This is a genomic window from Imperialibacter sp. (genome assembly GCF_048007035.1).
Taxonomy (GTDB): Bacteria; Bacteroidota; Bacteroidia; order Cytophagales; family Cyclobacteriaceae; genus Imperialibacter.
In genome coordinates this window covers 3,800,533-3,821,112 of the sequence record NZ_CP180355.1, presented here as the reverse complement: position 1 = coordinate 3,821,112, position 20,580 = coordinate 3,800,533, and the positions used below count along the sequence as shown (strand labels likewise).

The 20,580-nt window shown below is 41.7% G+C and carries 22 protein-coding genes; 12 read left to right on the top strand and 10 right to left on the bottom strand.

Annotated features, from left to right (window positions below; genetic code table 11):
• The first annotated feature begins 60 nt into the window (after nucleotides 1-60).
• Together ACMVP2_RS16395 and ACMVP2_RS16390 are read left to right on the top strand one after the other, a co-directional pair.
• The gene (locus ACMVP2_RS16395) at nucleotides 61-372 is read left to right on the top strand and encodes a helix-turn-helix transcriptional regulator (protein ID WP_339790875.1); all 312 of its coding nucleotides are present in this window, start codon (nucleotides 61-63) and stop codon (nucleotides 370-372) included.
• A complete protein-coding gene (locus ACMVP2_RS16390; RefSeq protein ID WP_339790877.1) occupies nucleotides 356-1,672 on the top strand; it encodes a type II toxin-antitoxin system HipA family toxin in 1,317 nt (438 codons plus the stop codon). Before ACMVP2_RS16395 ends, ACMVP2_RS16390 begins: the two co-directional genes overlap by 17 nt.
• Before the next feature lie 46 nt (nucleotides 1,673-1,718).
• Here ACMVP2_RS16390 and ACMVP2_RS16385 read toward each other — a convergent pair whose 3' ends face one another.
• Both ACMVP2_RS16385 and ACMVP2_RS16380 read right to left on the bottom strand, forming a co-directional pair.
• On the bottom strand, nucleotides 1,719-2,276 hold the full coding sequence (locus ACMVP2_RS16385; protein ID WP_339790879.1) for a hypothetical protein: 558 nt from the start codon (nucleotides 2,274-2,276) through the stop codon (nucleotides 1,719-1,721).
• Between the two features lie 10 nt (nucleotides 2,277-2,286).
• Nucleotides 2,287-4,113, bottom strand: a complete 1,827-nt coding sequence (locus tag ACMVP2_RS16380) for a M12 family metallo-peptidase (protein ID WP_339790881.1) — start codon at nucleotides 4,111-4,113, stop codon at nucleotides 2,287-2,289.
• A gap of 653 nt (nucleotides 4,114-4,766) precedes the next feature.
• Here ACMVP2_RS16380 and ACMVP2_RS16375 point away from each other — a divergent pair.
• The 5 genes from ACMVP2_RS16375 (at nucleotide 4,767) to ACMVP2_RS16355 (ending at nucleotide 10,339) form a co-directional block, all read left to right on the top strand.
• Nucleotides 4,767-5,237, top strand: a complete 471-nt coding sequence (locus ACMVP2_RS16375; protein ID WP_339790883.1) for a hypothetical protein — start codon at nucleotides 4,767-4,769, stop codon at nucleotides 5,235-5,237.
• Between the two features lie 98 nt (nucleotides 5,238-5,335).
• The gene (locus tag ACMVP2_RS16370) at nucleotides 5,336-5,923 is read left to right on the top strand and encodes a hypothetical protein (RefSeq protein WP_339790885.1); all 588 of its coding nucleotides are present in this window, start codon (nucleotides 5,336-5,338) and stop codon (nucleotides 5,921-5,923) included.
• Between the two features lie 534 nt (nucleotides 5,924-6,457).
• Nucleotides 6,458-7,024, top strand: coding sequence for a hypothetical protein (locus ACMVP2_RS16365; protein WP_339790887.1), 567 nt, complete (start codon nucleotides 6,458-6,460; stop codon nucleotides 7,022-7,024).
• A 17-nt stretch (nucleotides 7,025-7,041) separates the two neighbouring features.
• A complete protein-coding gene (locus tag ACMVP2_RS16360) occupies nucleotides 7,042-9,189 on the top strand; it encodes a T9SS type A sorting domain-containing protein (protein WP_339790889.1) in 2,148 nt (715 codons plus the stop codon).
• A 274-nt stretch (nucleotides 9,190-9,463) separates the two neighbouring features.
• On the top strand, nucleotides 9,464-10,339 hold the full coding sequence (locus ACMVP2_RS16355; protein ID WP_339790891.1) for an NmrA family NAD(P)-binding protein: 876 nt from the start codon (nucleotides 9,464-9,466) through the stop codon (nucleotides 10,337-10,339).
• On the opposite strand, the gene ACMVP2_RS16350 is transcribed toward ACMVP2_RS16355, so the two are convergent.
• Together ACMVP2_RS16350 and ACMVP2_RS16345 are read right to left on the bottom strand one after the other, a co-directional pair.
• A complete protein-coding gene (locus tag ACMVP2_RS16350) occupies nucleotides 10,336-11,241 on the bottom strand; it encodes a polysaccharide deacetylase family protein (RefSeq protein WP_339790893.1) in 906 nt (301 codons plus the stop codon). The two genes, ACMVP2_RS16355 and ACMVP2_RS16350, sit on opposite strands and share 4 nt — an antisense overlap.
• 25 nt (nucleotides 11,242-11,266) lie before the next feature.
• Nucleotides 11,267-11,977 (bottom strand): 3-keto-disaccharide hydrolase, encoded by a 711-nt coding sequence (locus ACMVP2_RS16345; protein ID WP_416864244.1) that lies wholly within the window; start codon nucleotides 11,975-11,977, stop codon nucleotides 11,267-11,269.
• Nucleotides 11,978-12,576: 599 nt separating this feature from the next.
• Between ACMVP2_RS16345 and ACMVP2_RS16340 the strand changes: the two genes are divergently transcribed.
• From ACMVP2_RS16340 to ACMVP2_RS16325, 4 genes are all read left to right on the top strand, one after another.
• The gene (locus ACMVP2_RS16340; protein ID WP_339790897.1) at nucleotides 12,577-13,335 is read left to right on the top strand and encodes a metallophosphoesterase; all 759 of its coding nucleotides are present in this window, start codon (nucleotides 12,577-12,579) and stop codon (nucleotides 13,333-13,335) included.
• A gap of 151 nt (nucleotides 13,336-13,486) precedes the next feature.
• A complete protein-coding gene (locus tag ACMVP2_RS16335) occupies nucleotides 13,487-14,161 on the top strand; it encodes a PAS domain-containing sensor histidine kinase (protein WP_339790899.1) in 675 nt (224 codons plus the stop codon).
• 72 nt (nucleotides 14,162-14,233) lie between these two features.
• Nucleotides 14,234-14,572: a sensor histidine kinase gene (locus ACMVP2_RS16330; protein ID WP_339790901.1), complete on the top strand. Its 339-nt coding sequence runs from the start codon at nucleotides 14,234-14,236 to the stop codon at nucleotides 14,570-14,572.
• Between the two features lie 349 nt (nucleotides 14,573-14,921).
• The gene (locus tag ACMVP2_RS16325) at nucleotides 14,922-15,206 is read left to right on the top strand and encodes a helix-turn-helix transcriptional regulator (protein WP_339790968.1); all 285 of its coding nucleotides are present in this window, start codon (nucleotides 14,922-14,924) and stop codon (nucleotides 15,204-15,206) included.
• Between the two features lie 314 nt (nucleotides 15,207-15,520).
• Here ACMVP2_RS16325 and ACMVP2_RS16320 read toward each other — a convergent pair whose 3' ends face one another.
• From ACMVP2_RS16320 to ACMVP2_RS16310, 3 genes are all read right to left on the bottom strand, one after another.
• Nucleotides 15,521-16,267, bottom strand: a complete 747-nt coding sequence (locus ACMVP2_RS16320) for a nucleotidyl transferase AbiEii/AbiGii toxin family protein (RefSeq protein ID WP_339790903.1) — start codon at nucleotides 16,265-16,267, stop codon at nucleotides 15,521-15,523.
• On the bottom strand, nucleotides 16,245-16,613 hold the full coding sequence (locus ACMVP2_RS16315) for a hypothetical protein (RefSeq protein WP_339815636.1): 369 nt from the start codon (nucleotides 16,611-16,613) through the stop codon (nucleotides 16,245-16,247). The genes ACMVP2_RS16320 and ACMVP2_RS16315 overlap by 23 nt, the downstream gene beginning before the upstream one ends.
• 557 nt (nucleotides 16,614-17,170) lie before the next feature.
• On the bottom strand, nucleotides 17,171-17,536 hold the full coding sequence (locus tag ACMVP2_RS16310; protein WP_339790907.1) for a hypothetical protein: 366 nt from the start codon (nucleotides 17,534-17,536) through the stop codon (nucleotides 17,171-17,173).
• A 494-nt stretch (nucleotides 17,537-18,030) separates the two neighbouring features.
• On the opposite strand from ACMVP2_RS16310, the gene ACMVP2_RS16305 reads away from it, so the two are divergent.
• Nucleotides 18,031-18,522 carry a hypothetical protein gene (locus ACMVP2_RS16305; protein ID WP_339790910.1) on the top strand — a complete coding sequence of 164 codons (492 nt, stop codon included), beginning with the start codon at nucleotides 18,031-18,033 and terminating at the stop codon, nucleotides 18,520-18,522.
• Nucleotides 18,523-18,691: 169 nt separating this feature from the next.
• Here the strand turns inward: ACMVP2_RS16305 and ACMVP2_RS16300 are convergent, their stop codons facing one another.
• The 3 genes from ACMVP2_RS16300 to ACMVP2_RS16290 all read right to left on the bottom strand — a co-directional run bounded on the left by ACMVP2_RS16300 (nucleotide 18,692) and on the right by ACMVP2_RS16290 (nucleotide 20,516).
• Nucleotides 18,692-19,741, bottom strand: coding sequence for a DUF5677 domain-containing protein (locus ACMVP2_RS16300; protein WP_339790912.1), 1,050 nt, complete (start codon nucleotides 19,739-19,741; stop codon nucleotides 18,692-18,694).
• 266 nt (nucleotides 19,742-20,007) lie between these two features.
• A complete protein-coding gene (locus tag ACMVP2_RS16295; protein ID WP_339790914.1) occupies nucleotides 20,008-20,244 on the bottom strand; it encodes a hypothetical protein in 237 nt (78 codons plus the stop codon).
• The gene (locus ACMVP2_RS16290) at nucleotides 20,241-20,516 is read right to left on the bottom strand and encodes a hypothetical protein (protein WP_339790916.1); all 276 of its coding nucleotides are present in this window, start codon (nucleotides 20,514-20,516) and stop codon (nucleotides 20,241-20,243) included. Before ACMVP2_RS16290 ends, ACMVP2_RS16295 begins: the two co-directional genes overlap by 4 nt.
• Nucleotides 20,517-20,580: the final 64 nt, after the last annotated feature.

Genomic DNA, 20,580 nt, shown 5'->3' with positions numbered 1-20,580 from the left:
TGTATTAAATATCAAACATAATAGCCTAAATTTACGTATAATGTATTAAAAGTGATACACATGGATTATCTTTTTGCCTCAGATACCGATATCCTTCAGGAATTAGGCCAGCGCCTGAAGGTGGCTCGTATTCAAGCTGGCTTCACCCAGGAAGAGTTGGCCCAGCATTCCGGAGTCAGCAGGCCTACTGTGGCCAGGCTTGAAGGGGGTAAGAATATCTCCCTTGTCAACTTCATCACCCTACTTCGCTATGTCGACGAGCTTACCACTTTTTCACAAGTGCTCAAGCGGGATCTTCGCCTCGATCCCAAGCTAATTTACGAAATGGAACAGAAACAACCACAACGGGTAAAGCATGGCACTAAAGGTTAAAATATGGGGCCAGGATGTGGGCTTCCTGGTTTGGGATCAAACCACAAATTCAGCCAGGTTTAGGTACGAAGATAATTTCAGGATGATGGGGGTTGAAATATCCCCAATTCACCTGAAATCCAGTCCTGCGGTTTTTTCGTTTCCCGGCCTACCCTTTGCTTCCTTCAAGGGCCTTCCCGGTGTTTTTGCAGATTCCCTGCCCGACCGGTTCGGTGAAGGACTCATGAATTCTTATTTCAAAAATAAGGACGTCAGCTTTTCTGACCTCACCCCCCTTGACCGACTTGCCTACATTGGTAGTCGTGGCATGGGCGCTATTGAGTATCACCCGGCAAGGGAAGTACAGGAAAAGCGTTCCCGAATTTCCATCGATGAATTGGAGCAGCTTGCAGCCTTTGGAGTCAAGCAAGCGGGAAAGCTGACTACTCACCTGGAGCCAGACAGGGCAGAAGGCTTTCAAGACATCCTGAGCATAGGCACCTCAGCAGGCGGTGCCAGGGCAAAAGCGGTGATCGCCTGGAATGAGGCTTCCGGAGAAATACGGTCTGGCCAGCTGGACCATGGCCCAGAATTTAAACAATGGCTCATAAAGCTCGATGTTGGCGCCGGCACCAATCACCTGGGCGATTCGGCCGGCTTTGGCCGCATCGAGTACGCTTATTCTCAAATGGCTAAAGATGCCGGTGTTAAGATGCAGGACTGCCGGTTGATGGAAGAAAACGGCCGGGGCCACTTTATGACGGCCCGCTTTGATCGGCAACATGGCAGCAAGCAGCACATTCACACCTTGTGTGGAATTCGTCATTTTGACTACGAAGATGTAAGCAGCCACACCTACGCTCATTTGTTTGAAACCGCCAGGTACCTAAAGCTACCCTACCCTGACAGGGAACAGCTCTACCGCCAAATGGTTTTCAACGTGCTCGGCGTTAACTGCGACGACCACACCAAAAACTTTAGCTTTCTTCTTGATCATAACAAAGACTGGAGAGCAGCACCCGCCTATGACGTTTGCTACAGCTATGATCCGGGCAATCCCTGGGTAAACAGCAATATGGCAGTGAATGGAAAGAAAACCGCCATTACCAGAAAGGATCTGACTTCTGAAGGAAAGAAGAATTCAATCATGCGTCCGGAAAGGATCATCGACCAGGTAGCTGAAGTCGTTTCCCGCTGGCCAGACTATGCCAGGGCAAGCCAGGTTAACCAGGACTTTGTCGGGCTGATCCAATCCAGAATTGAAGAAAGGCTAAAGACGATGGCCACAGGCCAGTCAAAAGGCCGAGAGCTGGGCATCTAGCCGTTCTTTCCCCCATTGATTTCTCAACCATTTTCATAAATGAAAATCAATCAAGAGTCAAATTAAAACTACCATTCGTGATTCGGATAGTATCCGGAATAGCATTCTCTTCGTGCCCCCAATTCATAATGAAGCTCAAACTAAACCGTCCTGAAACCGTTTTAGTGTCCTCATCGATTTCATCGATGGCAATCCAATTATTCTCCAGTTCTTCTTGACTAATATCATAAGTTGCAGCTAGAAGATCGTCAGAAAACTTTGAAAAAAAAGATACTCCTGGGTTTAGAGATTTATTGCAACCGACTATTCCAAGTACTCTTTTACCAGGCTCAAGGGTCAATTTATCAAAGTAGAAACTTTCATATGTAGGAATATTATCGTTGACTTTACGCTCATAATTATCTATTCGAAAAAGGTAACTATCAAAGTCGCAGAATTTGGAGTCTGGGGAGCTGTTCAACTCGAAATAGACATTAGCGGTTTTCTGATTTACACCGTTTAGATTATACTCAACTTCTCCAGAAGAATTCGGTGAAATTGCGTCGTCGCTCTGTCCACATGCCACCAAGATCAAAGCAAATAAAGAAATAGAAATATTTTTCATAGCTGTAATTTTATTTTGAAACAATCAATTTCCTTGTGAGTCGTGATTCTCCGTTATTGAATATCAACAAATATATGCCGTTATTTAATTCCCTTGTGCTAACCCTCACTTTATGATTTCCGGACAGATAAGAACCATCTCCGACTTTTTTGATTGTCTTGCCGCTTAAGTCTGACAATACTATTTCAACAACCGCCTCCTTACTAAGGCTAAATACTAAATCGCTAAAGTCGCCAGCGGGATTTGGGAATAATTCAATATCTCTAGTACCGGAGCTTTCACTTGATGTTCTATAGTATCCACCAATATTAGCATATACTGTTTGTATACTAATAGATTCTGTGCCATCGCTTGAGCCTACCCTAAGGCGTAAATAGAAATTTTCCGAATAATTCACGGGCCTTGTGTAGATGGCAGAAGTACTCAATACGGCGCCAAAAGTAGTCCCGTTAGTGCTATATCGCCACTCGTAGGTATAGGGGGATTGCCCGCAACTCACCACGGCCTCCCATGAGTAGTTGCCAGGACTGTAAATGTTTGTAGGGCCATCAACATAGCATGCGACGTCCTGACCAAGCCGAAAAGACGCGACGGTTAAAGCCTGTTCATCAATTTGTCTTGCATTGTCTTCATGAGCTGAAGTTCCAGTGGCATTTCCATTCCATTGAATATCTGGATTTGAATATCTTCCAATTCTTGTATACCCTTCATAATATTCATGCATTACAGTCCGTCTTTTGTAGGTGTTAAACAGTCCATATTGAAAGTTGTATCCATGCCGATAGCCGCTGATAGTGTTGACACAATTAGTTGTATTGGCTATGTCGCACCTCTGATGCCTTGCCCCGAAGAGATGTCCCATCTCGTGAGTAAATACATAATCAGTAGTTGCTTCAGGGATTTCCACTACAGCATAAGCTTGTGCAGCATCAGGACCTTCGTAAGAAATTCCTGTAACTCCTGTATAGTTACCATTGACAAATAGTACAACAATATCCGCATTTCGTTGATTCCGTAGTGTTGCAATTGCAGCATCATTTCTAAGGTTTATCAAATTGTTGTCTATTTGAGGTGTTTCTACAACATTATATTGAACGATATTGCTCGCTTTGAGGGTGGGAATGGCAAGTGAGGACATTCCGCTTGAATAGACCACATTAGAATATTGGCTCATAGCGGAAATAATGGTTTGTACGATTGACGGATCGGCGGCAAGAGCAGCGGGGGTATACAATGCTAACAATTGTATTCGTAAATTACAGGATACAATCCTTCCGTCTTCTGAACCACCGCCCGGTAACTCGGGTTTATCATTGCTGGGCGAACCTTCCCCAGCTTCTAGTGTGCTACAAAATTTTCCTTCAAGAGTAGACTGGTCAAATTCTGCAATAGCCTGGATATTCTCATCCAATGTGTAAATCTCAAATACTCGGCTATCGGTGAAGATTTGCCCCCGATAAACACCATCATATAAAATCAAGTTGATTTCGCTAAATCCTACCTCGCTGTGGCCGTGCCAGATAATTTCGCCACTTTCCCCAAATTCTACCCTGTCAGGAGTGAACATAATAGCTTCATTCGTGCCTGGAAGCCTAAACTCCATTTTTTCCGTCCTTTTGGACATATCAATGTGACGGATCTTAACTAGGTCATAGCTATTGAAGCCGAGTCTAGTTTTGATTTTCGCAAGGGCGTTTTGCTGTTTGGTATTTAGATTTGTGTTTTTAGAGAGGGCGTCGTAGAGTTTTCTCGTCGATTCCTGAGATTTGGCATCTAAAACGATAGAAAATAAGAAGCCAAATGCAATAATTTTCAAGGTAATGTCTTTGTTCCACATAGCTGAAATTTTTTTTGTAATCTATACTAAATATAGCTTATCTTATGATAAAAGCAAATACTTCAGCCCATCAATTGACCTCATTTAGTACCATGAAAGGTCTTTCAAATGGTTTAGAGAGAGAAAAAATGCCCGGAAATTCGCTGCCAGCTGTGTTATATTCAATTAAAGCACCCATGTTGCTCTCATCCAATCCAGAATTGAAGAGAGGCGGAGGACGCTTGCCACAGGCAAGTCAAAAGATAAAGCCATGAGCTTCTAACCTTTCTTTTCCCATTACTTTTACTAACTTAAATTCAAAGCTTCACCGATCATGGAACCTCACACGCCCAAGAAAAAGATTACAACTACCTGCCTTCTACCCAACGGCATGAAATCTACTTTGTCCTGGGATCATTTTAAGAAAAAAGGTAAAAAACGATAGGTGAGTTGCTCCAAGCCACCAGCATTCTTGTAATTTGAAAGCGTCATTGGATCGGGAATACCAAAACAACCTACCGGTTTTGATCTTAGTTTTACAAAACGAAAATCAACTTAGGATGGCAAAACGCACTGCTGTTTCTTCCATCTAATCAAGGATATCGTTGAAATCACTTCAAAAATGACTAAAAAAAGCACCAGTATATCACTTTAAAGGCTCGAAATACGTCGTCTTGGATGAGGTTGATAACCCCATGGGTTTTTCTAGGTGGCTTGACAGGCAAGCCTTAGAAAAGTGTGGACAGTCTCCCTACTACGACGAGTGGAGAGCAAGTTCTGATGGCGTCAATTTCGGTTCTGTGCTTAGCACTTCTTCAACTTACAATCGAGCCATTACAAGTTCAGGCACGATCTATCTGAGGCTTAAAGTAACCTCTAGCGAGACATCGCCAGCTCTCCCCACCCAAAGTGTATACACCCATCAAGTGACTGCAAATATTAGTGGCGGATATTATCGGACAATAGAAACTGTAAATAACGATATAGAATTGGTGGTCTTTCCAAATCCTTCCAATATGTCAACTACTGTAAAGTTTAAACTGGATAAAAACTCAATTGTGAGCTTAATCTTAACCGATCTGTCAGGAAAAATTATATGGTCGGACGAAGATCAACATTACATCAAAGGATCTCATGCATTTTAGCTCATAAATAACGAAATTGATGAGGGCATGTACCTTTTAGGCCTTCAAATCGGGAAGAAGCGGTACACACAAAAACTTGTAATTAAACATTAACAGCTATGAGAACGATTTTTACCACCCTAATACTCTGCTCGCTCTTCTCATGTGGAAGTGAAGAGGATCAAACGCCTGGTGCAAGTTTTGGATCAGTCACAGCAGTATTCAATGACTCCGGAAACTGGGTATCAGACGAAGTTTACACCGCTACACCCAGGCCAGCATTTGGAGAAGAACCTTGTTCCCCGAATCTGATTGATGTGGGTATTCGCAAATGGAATGAGAAAAGCCCGGAGTATGTGAACATCAGTAATCCGGAGTATGTCAACATCCATGAAAAATTGGTCATCTCTTCGATTCAGCTCGAGCCAGGCACTCAGGACTTGAATAAAACCATTGGTTGTAATGGTCGAACAAGGTTCTACACCAATGTCGGTGGTGATATGCTTGCTGATATTTACGAAATTGATACCTTGGAGGCCAACTGGATAAGAATTGAGGATATCGACGAAGTAAACGGGGAGGTCACCGGTAGGTTTGAACTGCACTTTCAAATCAGCTCCATGAGGAATCGGCAGCTCCCTGAGTGGCCTGATAAAGTAACTTTGAGCAGTGGCGTATTCTCCTTTAAATTGCCCTCGAATATGTGAAGCTTCGGGTTTCTCAATAACCACCCTGTAAGCTGACGTGATGGCTTCAAGGTGGGCTGTCTGGCACTCGGTGGGGGGGTAGCTAAAACTTTACCCCTCCCTTTTTTTCGGCTTGCCTCCCTTCGAACAGACCCCGCGCTCAAACGACAGCAATTCTGTCACTAGGCTGGATCCAGAAACCCTCAGTATTTGTTGGTTTCATTGGCCGTGGGTGCTATGGTTGGGATTCTTCCAACTCAAACTTTCCTCTTAGGCTTGAGGTTGATTAAATAACGGTTAATAAAAATAATATCCGGCTTGTCCGATTTTTGATCCGGTTGATATTACGATTTTTCAACTTCGATTGTCAAGAGCCATAGACAAGAATGAATCGAAACCAGACTATCTTCCTCAGCATGCTGGGTGGAATATAGTTGTAGTATATTTGGACTACTCAGCTCTGAGATAATAAATAAACAAAGTATCTTTTGTATTATAGACTATTTTATTGTATATATTTGAATTAATATTATTGTTATACTACCAGCTAATATCATGAAAAATAGAATTATTCAATTTATATGGGTAGTGATTCCGGCGATCTGTTTATTTGCTTGTGGACACGATGAAAACCCCGAAATTCCAGTAACGATTGATTACCAACTCCTTAATTCTGAAGGAAGTCCTTCCACTTCTTTTCATGAAGGCGAGAATTTTGTGTTCAGTCTGCAGATAACAAATAATTCAGATCACAACATACTTTTTGTGACTGACGATATGGATACAGAAACCTTTCTAGAAGTATTTTCATTGGATAAAAAAGACGAAAACGGAAATGAGATTTCTTTCGGGAAGCCCTACGATTCTATTTTTTTGATAAAAGTTTACGGAATGACAATTTATCCCAAAGAGACATTACGCATAGAGATTCCATGGAACGCATATCCCTGGATCATGGGTGTGCCTCGTTATACCGGTGCCTTTGTTGTGAATCAAGAGAGAGAACCACTACCTGGTGGAAACTACACGACGGAGTTTTCTACACCCTTTAGTTTTGCTGTTGAAGGTGAAGAATTCACGTCTGATGTTAAACACTTCCGAGCTTCCTTCTCAATTGAGTAGCCCTTTTTCTCAACATTATGAAAACAATCTACTTTCTGGCTGTCTGCCTACTACTAGGCAACAGTTTTGTTTTTTCACAGCCCTTGTCACGAGCGACTGAGCCTGGAGAGGTTTCTCAAACCGGTATATTTAAAAGTAAGGGCGGTGCTGTCAAGTCAAAAAATATGCCGAGCATTGATTTAAAGAAACTGCTGCAAGAAGACAGCATAAGCGATCTCAATGGAGATCTCTTTCGATTCGGAGCAAAAATACCAGTATCAATAGGACTTTCAGAAGGGAGCTGGGAGAAAGTAGAAGGTGGAAGAGTATGGAAGATTGGAATCAGGAGCAAGAAGGCATATTCAATAAATCTACTTCTTGATCAATTTTTTCTTCCGCACGGTGATGTGTTATATATCTATAATGAAGATCGTTCATTTATCTACGGCCCAATCACTGATAACGAAAATAGCGTAAGTAAGAGTTTTGCCACAGATGTAATTCCTGGCGAGGGATTAATACTTGAATTATTTGAACCAGAAGAAGTTAGTGGACTTACTGAAATAAACATTAGTACTGTTGTTCATGGGTATAAAAATATTGTCCAAAAGTCTTTTGGTGACTCAGAAAGCTGCCTTGATGATAATAATACAATCTGTGCCGCATACAGCGCATGGGCTGCACAGTCCGATGCTGTTGCGATGATTATATCAGGTTTAAATCGCATTTGTACTGGCACATTGATGAATAATGCATGTCAGGACTATACTCCATATATACTGACTGCCTGGCATTGTATGGATTCTGACCTAAACGGCAGTCTAAGTCAAAGTGAGCTTGACGCTGTCCCAAACTGGGTATTCCGCTTCCGATACAAAAGCCCAACGTGTTCTCCAAGTAGTGAAGCAACATCTTGGACGACAGTTTCTGGATCAAGTATCAAGGCACAGTCCAGCGTAACAGACTTTCTTTTGGTTCAGATGAACGGCGCTCCGTCAGTTTCCTCTGGCGTGAAATATGCAGGCTGGTCAAACAGTTCGACAGCCCCAACTTCTTCCGCTACGATCCATCATCCGAAAGGGGACGTAATGAAAGTTTCACTTGATAACAATGCAGCTACCACACCTACCTCAGGAACACCGGGATCGGCCTACTGGGAAGTTGGTTGGGATGATGGTTTAACACAACTTGGATCTTCAGGTGCAGCCTTATTTGACCAGAATAAAAGAGTAGTAGGTCAATTGTATGGAGGTACTTCAACTTGTACTGGTTCCGGCACTGATTTTTATGGTAAAGTCTCTATTTCATGGAATGGGGCAATGACAGATGAGACAAGATTGAGTACTTGGTTGGGCAAAGGTTCTAGCTGGACAACGACCAACACAATTGGCATCCCATATTTAGCCCTTGAATTTTACCCTGTTTGTTATAGTCCGGGTAAGATTATGACGCTCTATAATGCTCCTAGTTCTGGCTCAACTATTGTTTGGTCAACCTCAAGCAACATTACGATTACAGGAGGCCAGGGAACAGCTAGTCTATCGTTTAGAGCGGCAAATTCTACGGTTAGTGGATGGGGCACAGTAACTGCAACTCTAACTGGGCAAGGCACAGGTGGCTGCACCCCCAAAATGTTCTCACAAAGTATCTGGGTGGGAAAGCCTAATAATGCGAGTGCCATAAGTGGAAGTAGCTCTGTTTACAGTGGCTCATCATACTCCTATAGTGTTTCTTCAGCGGGAGGTGGCGCAGCCGCACAATATCTTTGGACCTGGCCATCTGGCTGGTCTGGGCCTTCAAGCACGACAGCCACATCAGCCTATGCAACAGCCGGCAGCAGCAGCGGGTACGTTACTGTAACTCCCTCAAACCTTTGCGGTAATGCATTAAGTTCATCAAAATATGTTACAGCAAACGCTTGCGGTGGGTGTAGACAAATAACGATCTCACCAAATCCATCAGAAAAGGAGGCTTTTATTAATGTTCTTTCAGAGAATGAAACGCAAGAAGAAGTATGCGACTACAAGGTTTTCGACCTAAATGGAAAACTAGTAGCTATGTTTGAAAGCGTTGTAAGTTCCGACCCTAGAATCATTAACACTTCTAATCTTCCCAATGGGATCTATATAGTGCATGTTGTGGTAAATGATAAAATCATACCACATCGCCTGTTGGTTAGACGATAAGACATAGTAATTGTAAAATATAAAGCACTTTGATGGCCCCAAATTGAATTCAACAACATTTTTAGAGCAAGTTTTCTGCGAATATTTGGCCCTGATAGAATATTCCTAAACGGAACCATACTTTTTCAGAGATATTTCCTTTGATACAACCCTACCAACACCAAGATAATGATGGCCGCCATTCAATTAAACGTTTGTAGTGAGAGTTCTCTGACTTAGTTGCATGATTTCGCTATAATTGCTCCGATTTTTTGTGATTGGACAATTTTAAAGGATGAGAAAAATACTCATAACGGGAGCAACTGGAAACATAGGCCGAGAGGTGATACACTCTCTCAGTGAATTGAATATGGATGCTCAAATTGTTGCCGCCGTTCGAAATGTTGAACGTGCCGAAATAGAGTTTTCCGAGTACCCTAACCTATCCTTTCAACAGTTTGATTTCGAAGACTCAAAATCTTTTGAATCTGCATTTGAGCAGATCGATACACTATTTCTTCTTAGGCCGCCGCATATTTCACAAGTTGAAAAATACTTTCAACCTCTTTTGTTGTCAGCTAAGGAAAATGGCATTGAAGAGATCGTTTTTTTATCGGTTCAAGGCGTGGAAAAGAGTAGCATTATTCCTCACAACAAAATAGAAGCTCTTATACGGAGAAATGGTTTCAAGTATATTTTTGTCCGCCCCGGCTATTTTATGCAAAACCTAACAACGACCCTTTTATCCGAAATCCGGGAGAGCCGCACAATCACTCTTCCATCAGGACATGCCAAATTCAATTGGATTGATGTAAGAAACATCGGTGAAGCAACGGCGCTCCTAATAAAGTCATTCACGAAGTACCAGAATGCTGGCTACGATATTACCGGCACTGAAAACAAAGATTTCTACCAGGTCACTCATCTGATCAGCAAAGTGATCGGTACAGAAATTCACTTTAACAGCGTCGATCCGATAAATTTTTACTTTAAAAAGAGAAATGAAGGCGTCCCAAAAGGTTTTGCTTTAGTGATGGCAATGCTTCACTTTTTACCCAGGTTTCAAAAAGAGCCCGAAATCTCTGATAATTTTGAAAAGTTAACTGGCAAATGCCCCACCAGGTTAGTTGACTTTATCGAACGAGAAAAAAAGAATATGACCCTGCCTTAAGTCGGTGAGCGTTCGGTGCTGTTAATCAAATTTTTGATATCATTCCACGAGATCAATTTAATGTCATTTTCCAAAAGTGCAGTTCTGCATCGTTGACTGGAAAAATATTCATAATCGATCTGTCTCCATTCTGACCCGAAGTTAGGGTGGTTGATGGCAATGCCCTGCATCTCATGATTATCGATGGCTGGGTGGATCAAAATGACGTTCAAACCAACTGGTAGTTCTCTCAGTACTTGTTCATAAAAGTCGGCAAGACGGCCTTTTTCGAAATCTGAAAAAGTGCCGAGGAAAACTCGATCTACAACCAGATCGTCTTTGCGAATATGCAAGCTGGCATCTAATCCAACCTCTTCCATCATTTGGCTATTGATCAACGTCGGAAGGCAGTAAAAACGCCCTAAACCTCTGTAGATGTCCAGAAATTCAGCACGTGCGCCAACACTGTACATGTGTGAGTCCAAATGAGAGGGTGTCAAACCAAAATCGAAGGCTCTTTCAACCTGAGCCTTCAGTTCTTTTTGTACCTCGTCGTTTACGGCATGCTGGGCAAGTAACTTTCTGTTTGGGTGAAAATATCCGTGCTCGTCGACCAGGCTCGGGACTTCATGAGCAGGAAGAACCGGGCCAAACTTATAGTCCTGCCATTCACAGGTTAGTGTTAGATGGATACCGTAGTCAATGCTTGGCTGACGTTTTGCATATTGTGCCATCTCTGTAAACCAAGGGCACGGTACCATCATACTGTAGGAGCTGACCATTCCAGTTTCCACTGCCTGTATTGTAGCTACATTTTCAGCATGACAAAGACCAGCATCGTCGGCATGAATAATGAGCAGCTTACTATTCTCCGAATAGCCTAGAGCTTTTACAAGTTTTAAAAAAAGAGAACCGGTTTTCAACACAGGGGTAGCTTGGACTTTTCTACTATAATTCTCTGATTTTGAGGTTCCTGTAAACTACCTTCCCTGCATTCTGCAGTCCGATATGGCCTGATTTCGCTTTGCCGTAATTGGGAACATCGGCCCATTTTCCGGATGCTTTTCTATTTTCCCAATCTTCGCTACCAAAGTCATACTCAACCACTTTTACTCCATTAAGCCAGTGCTCAACATGGGGATAGTTGACAGTGATTCTAGTAGTATTCCATTCTCCCGCAGGCTTCACTTCAGCGCCTACAGGTGCATGCATTGCATAATTAGCAGCGGTATATTGATTGGGCTTCATTTGCTGCGGCCATCCTTTATCATCCATCACCTGGTATTCCGGGGCCGACTCGTAAATTGGCTGATCGCTATTATTCTGAACATAAAAAAATATGCCTGAACTATTTTCAGGAGCAACCTTCCATTCTAACGATAAGTCAAAATTGGCGAAAGTCTCTTTAGTGATAATGTCCTCACCTGCGTCCCAACCAGCGCCCGAAGCGTGTAGCTCTCCATCAATCAGGCTCCAGCCTTTTATGCTATCCTGGCTATACATTTGCCATTGATCCAGCGTACTCCCTGCCAAAAGCAGCATCCAAGTTTCCGGCTGGTCATTTGTAGGTGTTGTTTCACTTTCGTTGCGTTTTCCACTGGTACAGGAAAATAGGGAGAACGCCGTAAAAACTAGGGTAACGGGTATAATCTTTGTCATATTCCAAATTCATATTGTGGAACCGCAAATATAGTAGATAATCTAGTTTTGCACGGATTAGACTTAGGTTCTCATTGGTTTAAACTCCGGACTACCACAAGGAAAAGTAATTCTCTTTTTTCAGTGGGCAGGCAGATTTTTTGGTTGTAGCGGCGACATGTAGGCTCGACGGAAGTGTCGCTAAAATATTGGACTTCAAAGCATTGGAAGGAAAGTTATTTTGCTTTGGCGTGAGCGAGGAAAAAATGCGGTTAAATTTAGCCAGAAGAATTGCGTTACTCTGCTGCATTTATTAGGAGAAGACACGTATTTTTAGGAAATTAGCTTACCATCTCAGCTAACTATTTCGCCAAAAGATTTATTAGCACAGTTTTAGGCGTTGCCAGGCAACTGGCAGCCCTTAAAAAGCCTAGTTAAACCCCCAAGTCGGCAAAGAATGCGTTGGAGAATAGCTCAGGCTCAATTCGATTTCCCCCCATCTCAGTAAATTATCCTCATGGCGTGGAAATAATAACCTCATACCATCAAAATTTGACTCATTGCATAGGTCATTGGAACAAAGATAACTATCTTAAGAAACCACTAAGTGTACGTTTCTTTTGAAAATCCAATACGCCTCCGATCTTCATCTGGAAATGTTGGCCAATGCTGCATGGATTTATAGGAATCCATTTATTCCGTGTTCAGAAATTTTGATTCTGGCAGGCGATATTACCTACCTGACCGAGTTACATGTCAACTCACCTTTTTTTGATACTTTGTCGAATCAGTTCGAGGCAGTTTACATCGTCCCAGGCAATCATGAATTTTATAGTTGGTCGTACGATATTGAGAGAACATTTCCATCATTTAGGCTACCAATCCGAGACAATATCTTTTACCTCAACAACCAGGTGATTGAGTTCCCGGGTATGCGAATTTTATTCACTACACTTTTTTCCAAGATATCTAATCATTCTTACGTTAAATCGAAGATCAATGACTTCAGTAACTGCATTTACAAAGGAGAAAACTTTACAACTCTAGACTACAACGATTGTCATGCAAACTGTATCGACTTTTTGGAGAAGGCTCTCGCCATACCTTTTCTCGGAAATACGATTATCGTAAGTCACCATGCCCCCTACCCCCCAGAATACTGCGGCTATCCCAAACCTACCGCCCTGAACGAGGTATACCACGTAGACCTGCTTTGGCTGACCGAGAAATACAAGATTGATCACTGGATTCATGGCCACAACCACAACAACCAGGAGTCGTTAAAAATAGGGAAGGCAACCTTTCATACCAACCAACTGGGGTACGTGGCTCGCGATCAACATAAGACGTTTCGAACGGATGTGGTTTTAGAAATATGAGTTGCCCGGACCTGATCGTTTCTTAGTTAAGCCTTAAAGGATTGACCTGCCTTGAATTCTAATATTTATTGCGTATATTATTTTAGTATGCAATTCTTTTTGAATTCAAAATTGAAATGCAGTGGTATCACCGTGAGCTTTATATCGACCAATGGAGAGGCACATTACTTTAGAAAAGATTGAGGCAATTGCGGGCCTTGGGAGCTATGAAACAGACCTCACGAATGGAACATGGAGAGGCTCCCGAAACTTCATTAGAATCTTCGGGCTCCCGCCTAAGGATAGGTACACTGTTGAAGAATTTCAAGCGCTAATCCACCCGGACGATTTTAGTAAAGTCATGGCCTATTTTTCAGAATGTTTGAAGAATAAAAAAAATTTCGACTATGAGTATAGATGTGTCAACTCTTTAAAAGAAACAATTTACGTAAGCAGCAGAAGTGAGATTATATACGCACCTGACGGCACACCATTAAAGGTTTATGGAACTAAGCAGGACATTACCGAGCGGAAACTTGCCGAGCTCAAGCTCTCTGAGTCATATGAAATTAATGAACGGAAGAATGCTGTCCTTAAGCTTGTTGCTCATGATCTTAGAACTCCCATTACTCAAATTCAAATGCTTAACGAGTTGATGATGGGTAATGCAGATGGCGTAAGTCGGGAATATCTGAACTTGAAAAACGACATATGTAGTCATTCAGAAACGATAATTGCTGAATTAATAGAAATGGCAGAACTGGACAGTGACAAGCAGAGGTTGGCATTGGAACCATTTGATATCAACGAGATAATCCGAAACAGCTTGCAAATTTTCAGTATATAGGCCAGCGAGAAGGCTATTTATCTTAAAACTGATCTGTGTGACGACGCCAGCATTCCATGCAATAAAGAAAAGTTGAGACGAGTTGTTGATAATCTTTTATCCAACGCCATAAAGTTCACGCCAGACGGCAAGTGTATTGTAATTGAAACCAGGGCGCATAGTGACAAAGTGCTTTTTCAGGTAAACGACGAAGGGATCGGCATCCCAGAACAGGCCCTGCACTCTCTTTTTAAGGAGTTTTCCAAAAACATCCGACGCCCAGGGATCAGAGGAGAGAAATCAACGGGCCTTGGCCTAAGTATTGTAAAGCAAATCGTCGAAATGCACAAAGGAAAAATCTTGGTTGAAAGCCAAGAGAACCACGGAACAAAGTTTACCATTGAATTTTCAAAGAATGGCATTTCCTCCTAACTTACCTTTAGGGGGGTATCAGTCTAACGAGCATTGTATGGGTCAATATTACTGTAGTGTTCCATGCGCTGCATCTCTACTTCCAAGTGGTATCTGTTTTGGGCATTCAGCCAAAACTCGACCGACGTATTAAAAAATTTTGATAGTCGAATACAGGTGTCGGCCATCGAAATTCTTTAGATTAACAATTTTTTGACGGAAGATTAACAATTTTTTGACGGAGTATGAAAACGGACCGTACAGATTCTAAAAAGCCTTTCCTGCTGAAAGTCCAAAACAAATCGCACCGGCCTCGTCCTGAATCATAAATATGAGGGGTTAAAGCTGCGCTCCAGAAAAATTCACTAGAATACAGGCCAATTATTCACAACAGGAATTATCAGTGTACACTGGCATTAGCAGGCCTACCATTGCCAGGTTCGAAGCGGGTGAAAACATCTCCCTGCAGAACTTTATTTCCCTGCTACGATATGTCGACGAGCTTACCGTTTTTTCGCAGGTACTCAAACGTGATCTTCGTCTCGATCCTAAGGTGATTTACGAAATGAAACAAAACAAGCTGAACAAGAGAAGGGGAAAACATGGGAAGAAAGGCTTGCCAAACATCGCCTTTCTTTCCCCTTGTTTTTGCTAACTTTAAATTAAAAGCTTCATCGAACATGGAACCTCTCCCGACCAAGAAAAAGATTACATCTACGGGCGTTCTACCTAACGGTATGAAATCCACTTTGTCGTGGGATCCGAATATTGATCCTGAAACAGAAGATAGGATAGCGTTTTTGAAATTGTCCTACTCAAGGCGCTGGAATGATTTAAAGGCTCTTATTGAATCCCATAACCTGGCTACAAACCCACCAACAATAAAAAACGCATAGAGTGGAAATAAAGATTCTTAAGTTCCAAAGTAAATTAAAGGGAAAAGGCTTGAGCTTATAGCCTTAACAAGGTCTAGATTGATTGGCCTTTCTTTTGACTCCTTTGACGTTTTTTCAACAGCTCATCAAAGTTCAGCTCAAGGTTAAAGTTTTCAAATGCATTGAAAATGTCAATGGCGGAAATAATATACTTCGGCTTCAGCTCCTTGAAACTTTTCTCGTCATAGTTTTTCTCAAGCCATACTTGGTTTTTCAACTTATTGTGGACTGTAGACTTAAATAGTTTGATTTTTTGAGACTTTGATCCGCAATACTTCGAGCTAATTATAGAGGTAAAGCCGTCGAAAAAGTCTATTTCATTAAATTCCTGTCGAAGGCTATACAAATCATACAAATCCCTGGATGCCGTACGTAACGTGACGGCTATGAGCTTCATGCCTGCGAGAGATTTTTTGTCCGGCAGCCGGATCGAGCCTAAGTCGGTGTAGTTCTTACTTCTGTGAAAATTGTTTTCAGAGAAAAAATCAACTTTTACTCCGTCTACCCGAAGCTGCACAAACGTATCCCCTTCCCGGAACATGTACTCAACATCCGAAAAATCCCCCTTGATTTTTTCCAGGATGGCATTGATCCTGGGCAGTGGCAGCTTTTCACCGGGGTACTGGTTGTAATAGAAAAGGTCTATGTCCTCGCTGAGTCGGTGGTTGGTCAGCAGAGCCAGTGCTGTGCCTCCAACCAGATAATACTGGTCGAGTTCTTTATAGGTTTGAAGTTTCGAAAGTACTCTTTCGGTGTTTTCAGGGACTGCTCGCAATAACATTGGCTAAATGTTGCTTTCTGGCCTCTATTAAAAATTGTTCCGGATTTTTGATATCGAAAAAGAACCTGGCCATCTCAATTTGCTTCTGGTGATATCTCTCTGACGGCACAATGTTTTCTATCCAGTGACTATAGAGCACTTCTTTTTCATAGACCTTTTTGAGCTTTTCCCAATCCTCAACACTGCCCAGGAGAAGGTACTTTTCAATAAGAAGCCTATCTGGCACGTTGGCTCTGTCAGCCTTTTCCAGGTCATAAGACCACAGCCACACACTATTCTCATTGAAGAGCTTTTCAACAAGCTCTTCTTTCAACTGTACATTTCTTATTGACTCAAATACCCTCATATCAAGGCGCTTAATCAAATTTAAACAAATTTTAGCAGGAAAATGTTGCTTCAATGATGATTAGCTACTGACTACCGGGGTTTACCACCATTTTCAAATTACCGCCCTTTCACTATCATAACGGTCCACCAGGACAGCGGACTGAAGTCGCTTTCACACATAGCCAAGGCAGGTGCGTTTTGATTGAGAGTGAGAGCGGCTTGGCTTGTGTAGCCCTCCATATTTGTACAACCTGCCTCTTTTTTTTGGAATGGGCCACCTTTTGGTTTAACTTTTAAAATATGGACTTACAGCCATTTAAAGAGCATAGAATGAAGATCGAGGCCAGGATGGCACTCATGGGTTCGAGAATTAAGTCTGTACAGGAGGGGATCAAAAATTTAGCCGACGCTCACAAAGGCTTTCAAGATGACATGAATGATTTTATGGCATTCATTGGCCATAGGCTTGCTGATCACGAGCAAAGGATTTCAAAACTGGAACGTAAACGTAGAATGAGGTAAGGCCTTCGGTAAACAACAGAAGATTAGCCGGGCCTTCATACCCACTTACGGTCGTCAATTGAGGTGCTTCTTGAAACTACCAACTATTTGCGTTTCCGGCTTTTCTGGAAAGATCGATTGCGTTTTTGTCGAATGATAAACGGAGCGATCTAAAATAATGTTTTTGGCATACTCAGGATAGCATAGCAGCAGATCGAAAGGACTATAAGCACGGATAGATTTCACAGTGCCTATCGGCTCATTTTCCTCGCTCGCATTCTTCACGAGTGCAACAAAGAAGGAACCGATTTGGTAAAAGTCCATGACATCGGAATTGCTGTCGCAAAAACGGCATTTGTATACACCTTCCTTGATTGCCAATTCTACTTGCCCAACCTGGTTCAATGCGCAAAAAGTATTGATGTGTACTTTGGTGTCCATGTCTCTGAATTCAAAGCAAACAAACTAGCAGATTCGGAATTAGTGCCAATAGTTGGTAAACTTATTTTAGTGGTAAAAGTAAACTCTATTTCAATTCCGAAAAATTAATATTAAGTCAAACCCAAAGAATGGTAAACCAAAGTGAAAATTGCTTACCGGCATGGGCGCATCGGCTGTAAAAGAATCAGCCTACATAAGGCTTAATTACCTCAAGTAGAAGCTTAAAAAGGTCTACTAGAGTCTGTATTTTATCTGCTTTTTCATAAATAATTCGAGTGTGTCTTGATATAGTTAATAATAAAACGACTCCCTGGTAAACTTCATTATTTGAATTACTCCACCGACCATCCCTCACTGCACTATCAGAATTCAGCTAAAGTTCTCATTTTAGCTAATACCTTGAAAAATTTACCACATGTGAATCGTGAAGAATTTAGCAGGCGAGATGGATTTGTTTTAGTAATTTGAGGCTTTTCTAACACCCTACTAGCTATATGTTTCCGCTCGAAAAATTTATCTGTTCTTATGAAGTCGCTTTGAGGCTGAAGGAGTTACATATTCCACAAGAAAGCTTGTTTTATCGCAATTCTGAAATAAAAGTCTCACGAGACCAAATCCCTACTTTTACGGGCGAAGTAGGCTCGCTTTGTTCGTCATTTACAAGCGAAGAGTTGCTCCAATTTTTGCCTTTGAGTATTCCTATTGATAAAGGGATTTTTGTTCCGAACGGTAAAACTTATGAACTGATTTCTGATGAAGACTTGGAAGAGTTTCGATCTGAGGGTGCTCTATTAATTTCGTTACGAACTGTCGACGATTCAGAACCTTTTTTAACCAAGTACGCATTGGGTGGTAGAATGGTAATCGCTATGAAACTGCAAAAGGGAATGTTTCACAATCTTTTGACTTGGGGCGAAACTGAGGCTGATTCCAGGGGCAGAATGGTGATTCAGCTTATTGACGATGGAATACTCAACTTTTCATGAATTCATGCATAATCTGCTGCTTCTCTTCTTGCCTAAAACGGTGAAACTATACGACAGTCGCAAGACGTGCAATTCGACACTGTGGTTTTTACTATATCTAGCCGAATGAAGCCAACCTCTTAACGGATTGGAACTACCAAGATTTACGTTGACACTCGACAGCTGTTTATCAACTATCTTTGTCCTCTTGCTTAGAAAATTCTTGGACAACCTCTTCTCCAAAAAATCTTAAAAGTTCTTCAAAAATCTTGTTGAACGTGGATTTTTCCATTGCTAAAAGAGTGTAACTCATTTCTGACAAAGAATTAACAGTGAATTGTATGGGATCAAGGAATCCGTGGTCGTTGGGGCCTGTCAAAAAATTGTATTGTTCACTATCTCTTAGGCTCAATTTTTCAGTTATTCCGGCCACTCCTGCATGCACATTATCGCCTGCCCATGCATAAATTGAGCGAAAATGATCCATGCCAACATATTTCTCAATTTCTCTGATATTCCTTCGTCCTTCGGGCAATATATCCATGGCCCATCCGTAACTCTTGGAAAAAGCCTTCCCTCGGCACTGAACGATCCGCTTCTGTTCACTTTCCAACTCTTCCAATTCATCATTCGGTATTGGATCCCAACCCAGCCTTTTATAGCTATTCTGATATTCGACGGCTTTCCGCCATTGTTCGATAACAAGGTAATCCTTGTACATACTTACTAGCTCATAGTCTCCATCATACAAAAAAAGAAAAGTAATACACACCTCGTGAAGTGTTCTCCATCTGGCATGAGCTCCATCAGCAAAGCCCCCAAAAACTAATATCCTTATTTCTGATGCAATTTGACAGGCCCTAACGTGTAACGCAATGAGTGTATCCAGCTTTTGGTGATCCTCCAAAGTGGTGAAAAGCTTGTAGTATTTATTGTAAGTTATAGAGCTAATTTGAGTGTTTAGTTCGATATAGCTTGTGAACAACTCTAAACCGAGGCTATATCTATTTTTTATCTTCTTTCCAATCTGCTTCTCACGTCTACGAAAATCGCTTTTGGGGCTAATACAGTAATCCGTAATCGATTTGGCAATACCTTTCGAAATTGTGAATACTAGTTTCGAGAATTCTTTGTCAGTTTTTTTATCGAACTCCTCGTCTGTCCCTTTAAAAGAGGCCTTGCGTTCATCTAGCCATTTCTTAATTTTTCTTTCCAAGAAGAACTCTTCCTCCGATATCATATACTAATTATGTAAGACAAGTCTGATGGTTACCTACATTCTCCTGCCCCTCCAACCTTGTGGAACATTCAATCTATCCTCCACGGGCGACTAGATGGATATTGTGTCTAATGACTAGGCAACCTTGGAAGAGCGTTTCGTGCCTTGAGATCGCATTTAAGGCTCCTCTCAATCGATTTAATTCTTCCAGTCACTGTATGAAAGCAGCATTGCAGCCAATTTATTGGCACCCCGTCCAGCGGAGACTCGTGTTGAGGACTGAAGCCCTATTCAGTCAATTTACCCAATAAGTATCCCAATAGAACAATGCCCCCAATCACAACCGCTGCATTGACAATATCGTCGACATTTCTGTTAGATTTGTAGTCACTATACTGCTTTGCCGTAATGGACTTATTCTGCAACAATAAGCTCATATACTCATCTGTTTGGTCTTTAGTTGCTTTCCCGGACTGCACTTTCTGGCTCAAAGAAAGAAGTTTTTGAAGGTTAATATTGTTCATTTCTTCCCCTTTTTATCTTTTAAAATTTCAAATAAGTCAGGTAGATGATCGAGAATTTGCTTCTGAAACTGATCAATTATCTGTTGCTGGTTTTCATCTTTCCCTTTTAATCGTTCAATCTCTAATTCTAGAGACTTGATATTCTCTTTTAGCGTTTCCTTTGCATGCTGAATTTTATCGCTCAGATTGTGCTTCGTAGTAAGGAAAGTCACAACACCTGTAAGCAGAATTACCCCAATGTAGGTTATATCCCTTAATGTCATTGGCTCCATATAAAAGGTTTAAATTATATCGATAGTTCAATTAGCATTCAAAAGCTAAACAATTTTGAATATA

Coding starts and splice junctions, on each gene's coding strand:
- ACMVP2_RS16380 (WP_339790881.1), bottom strand. CDS start 4,113: ATGTGGAACAAAGACATTACCTTGAAAATTATTGCATTTGGCTTCTTA.
- ACMVP2_RS16370 (WP_339790885.1), top strand. CDS start 5,336: ATGAGAACGATTTTTACCACCCTAATACTCTGCTCGCTCTTCTCATGT.
- ACMVP2_RS16395 (WP_339790875.1), top strand. CDS start 61: ATGGATTATCTTTTTGCCTCAGATACCGATATCCTTCAGGAATTAGGC.
- ACMVP2_RS16365 (WP_339790887.1), top strand. CDS start 6,458: ATGAAAAATAGAATTATTCAATTTATATGGGTAGTGATTCCGGCGATC.
- ACMVP2_RS16305 (WP_339790910.1), top strand. CDS start 18,031: ATGTTTCCGCTCGAAAAATTTATCTGTTCTTATGAAGTCGCTTTGAGG.
- ACMVP2_RS16345 (WP_416864244.1), bottom strand. CDS start 11,977: ATGACAAAGATTATACCCGTTACCCTAGTTTTTACGGCGTTCTCCCTA.
- ACMVP2_RS16355 (WP_339790891.1), top strand. CDS start 9,464: ATGAGAAAAATACTCATAACGGGAGCAACTGGAAACATAGGCCGAGAG.
- ACMVP2_RS16290 (WP_339790916.1), bottom strand. CDS start 20,516: ATGGAGCCAATGACATTAAGGGATATAACCTACATTGGGGTAATTCTG.
- ACMVP2_RS16385 (WP_339790879.1), bottom strand. CDS start 2,276: ATGAAAAATATTTCTATTTCTTTATTTGCTTTGATCTTGGTGGCATGT.
- ACMVP2_RS16390 (WP_339790877.1), top strand. CDS start 356: ATGGCACTAAAGGTTAAAATATGGGGCCAGGATGTGGGCTTCCTGGTT.
- ACMVP2_RS16295 (WP_339790914.1), bottom strand. CDS start 20,244: ATGAACAATATTAACCTTCAAAAACTTCTTTCTTTGAGCCAGAAAGTG.
- ACMVP2_RS16320 (WP_339790903.1), bottom strand. CDS start 16,267: ATGTTATTGCGAGCAGTCCCTGAAAACACCGAAAGAGTACTTTCGAAA.
- ACMVP2_RS16300 (WP_339790912.1), bottom strand. CDS start 19,741: ATGATATCGGAGGAAGAGTTCTTCTTGGAAAGAAAAATTAAGAAATGG.
- ACMVP2_RS16335 (WP_339790899.1), top strand. CDS start 13,487: ATGGAGAGGCACATTACTTTAGAAAAGATTGAGGCAATTGCGGGCCTT.
- ACMVP2_RS16360 (WP_339790889.1), top strand. CDS start 7,042: ATGAAAACAATCTACTTTCTGGCTGTCTGCCTACTACTAGGCAACAGT.
- ACMVP2_RS16315 (WP_339815636.1), bottom strand. CDS start 16,613: ATGAGGGTATTTGAGTCAATAAGAAATGTACAGTTGAAAGAAGAGCTT.
- ACMVP2_RS16310 (WP_339790907.1), bottom strand. CDS start 17,536: ATGGACACCAAAGTACACATCAATACTTTTTGCGCATTGAACCAGGTT.